This is a genomic window from Streptomyces sp. FH025 (assembly GCF_017427025.1).
In the GTDB taxonomy this organism is placed as follows: domain Bacteria; phylum Actinomycetota; class Actinomycetes; order Streptomycetales; family Streptomycetaceae; genus Kitasatospora.
Genome location: NZ_JAFLNG010000899.1, coordinates 1 through 2,620, shown reverse-complemented (window position 1 = coordinate 2,620; position 2,620 = coordinate 1). Strand labels below are relative to the sequence as shown.

General features: G+C 70.7%; 1 protein-coding gene and 1 pseudogene. Both read right to left on the bottom strand.

The genetic code is table 11. The features are described 5' to 3' along the window. A pseudogene (locus J0670_RS39690) lies at positions 1–277 on the bottom strand (hypothetical protein); the annotation flags it as partial. A gap of 155 nt (positions 278–432) precedes the next feature. Next, a partial coding sequence (locus tag J0670_RS35410; RefSeq protein WP_207816685.1) for an ATP-binding cassette domain-containing protein occupies positions 433–2,620 on the bottom strand: 2,188 nt, incomplete at its 5' end.

The following is a 2,620-nucleotide window of genomic DNA, read 5'->3' as shown; positions in this document are numbered from 1 at the left end:
GCTCGTCGGTGACGCCGTCGACCACGAACTGGGCGAAGCCGCCGTGGTCGTCGGGCACGCCCAGGGCCGCGTACTCGGCGCCGAGGAGGTCCCGGGCGGAGGCGGTGATGCGGCGCAGCACCTCGCGGACCTCCAGGTGCCGGCTCATCGCCAGCAGCGCCTGGCTGACGGCCTCGATACCGGTCAGCGGGTCGCAGGCGGGCTCGACGCCGGTCGGCGGACCGCAGGCGGGCGGCGGGTCGGCGGGGGCCCGGTGGTCTCCGGTGGTGCGGGGCATACGGCCAAACTACCGCCGCCGCACGCGCGGCCGCGTCCGTCCCGGGCCGCGCGGGACTCAGGTCCCGGGACGCAGGTCCGAAGTCCTAGGCCGGTGGGCCCGGAACGCCGAAGGGCGCTCCCCCGGCTGGGAGAGCGCCCTTCGACGGGGCCGGGTCAGCCCTTCTGCATGACCTCGGGCTCGTGCCGGCGCTGGAGGCGGGTCACGATCACGCCGATCACGATCGAGATGACGATCAGCACGCCGGCGTCGATCGCCCACTGGGCGACGCTGCTCTTCCACAGCGGGTCGTAGTTGGGGTTCTGGAAGTCCTTGTTCCAGGGGCCCATCAGCTTCGACAGGTCGAGCGTGGTGGCCACGATGCCGGTGCCCCAGCGGGCCGGCATCAGCCAGGCGGCCTGCTCCAGGCCGGGCTTGCTGAAGATCTGGAAGAGGCAGCCGGTGAAGACGACCTGGACGATGGCGAACATGACCAGCAGCGGCATGGTCTTCTCGGAGGTCTTCACCAGGGCGGAGATCATCAGGCCGAACATCATCGCGGTGAAGCTGAGCAGGATCATGCCGATGGTCATCTCGATGACCGGCAGGTTCTTCACGATCAGGCCGTGCTCGGGCAGCTTGCGCGGCAGGAAGCCGACGGCGGAGATGATGGCGCCCTGGATCACGCTGAAGATGCCCAGCACGATGACCTTGGACATCATGTACGCCGAGCGGGAGAGACCGGTGGCGCGCTCCCGTTCGTAGATCGCGCGTTCCTTGATGAGCTCCCGGACGGAGTTGGCCGCTCCGGAGAAGCAGGCGCCGATCGCGAGGATCATGATGATCGTCGCGGCCCCGCCGTTGAGCCCCAGTTGGCTCTTGGCGTTGGGCGCCAGTCCGGCCTCGTTGGGCACCAGTACGCTCACCGCGCCGATGACCGCGGGCAGCAGCACCGACAGTGCCAGGAAGCCGCGGTCCGAGGCGAGCACCGACATGTAGCGGCGCATCAGCGTCCACAGCTGCGAGCCCCAGCTCTGCGGCTTGGGCGGCCTGACGGCCTCCTGGGCGACCTGGGCGTGCTGCACCTCGCCCGCCCCCACGGTGGGGGCGGAGTACTGCTGGTAGTGGACGGAGCCGCGGTAGCGCCCGGCCCAGTCGTGGTCCGGGAAGTTCTCGAAGGCCTGGAAGACGTCCGCCCAGGTCTCGTACCCGAAGAAGTGCAGCGCCTCGTCCGGCGGGCCGAAGTAGGCCACCGAGCCGCCCGGCGCCATCACCAACAGCCGGTCACAGAGGGCGAGTTCGGCCACCGAGTGGGTGACGACCAGGATGGTGCGGCCGTCGTCGGCCAGGCCGCGCAGCATCTGCATGACCTCGCGGTCCATGCCCGGGTCGAGGCCGGAAGTGGGCTCGTCCAGGAAGATCAGCGAGGGCTTGGTGAGCAGCTCCAGAGCGACCGAGACGCGCTTTTGCTGGCCGCCGGAGAGCGCGGTGATCTTGTTGTCGGCACGCTTGTCCAGGCGCAGCTCGTACAGCACCTCGTCGATCCGGGCATCGCGCTCGCGGGCCTCGGTGTCGCCGGGGAAGCGCAGCCGGGCCGCGTACTTGAGGCCCTTTCGGACGGTGAGCTCGCGGTGCAGGATCTCCGACTGCGGCACCAGGCCGATGCGGGAGCGGAGTTCGGCGAACTGCTTGTAGAGGTTGCGGCCGTCGTACAGGACCTCGCCTCGGTCGGCCGGGCGGTAGCCGGTGAGGGCGCGCAGCAGCGTGGACTTGCCGGAGCCGGACGGGCCGATGACGGCGACCAGGGACTTCTCCGGGACGCCGAAGCTGACGTCGTCGAGCAGGATCTTCTTGGCGCCCTTGTGCTCGACCTCGACGGTCAGGTGGCGGGCGGAGAAGGAGACCGCGCCGGTGTCGACGAACTCCTGGAGCTGGTCGCCGACCAGCACGAAGCCGGAGTGGCCGACCGTCAGCCGGTCCTGCGGGCCCATCAGCTGGCGCTGCACCCGCTGGCCGTTGAGGTAGATGCCGTTGTGGCTGCCGAGGTCGACGATCTCGTAGCGGCCGTCCGGCAGTTGGCGCAGCTCGGCGTGGTGGCGGGAGACCTGGAGGTCGGACACCACGATGTCGTTGTCGAGCGCGCGGCCGATCCGGACGGTGCGCATGGCGGCCGTCAGGTTGCGGATGATCGTCGGCTGCGGGCCCGCGCCGCCGGCGTCGTGCACCGGCGGCTGCTGCGGGTAGGCCTGCTGCTGCGGGAATCCCGCGTGCTGGGGCTGCGGCTGCGGCGCGTACTGCTGCGGCGGCACGTACGGCTGCTGGGCCTGCGGCGGGGCGGGCCAGGCCTGCTGATGCTGCGGCGGC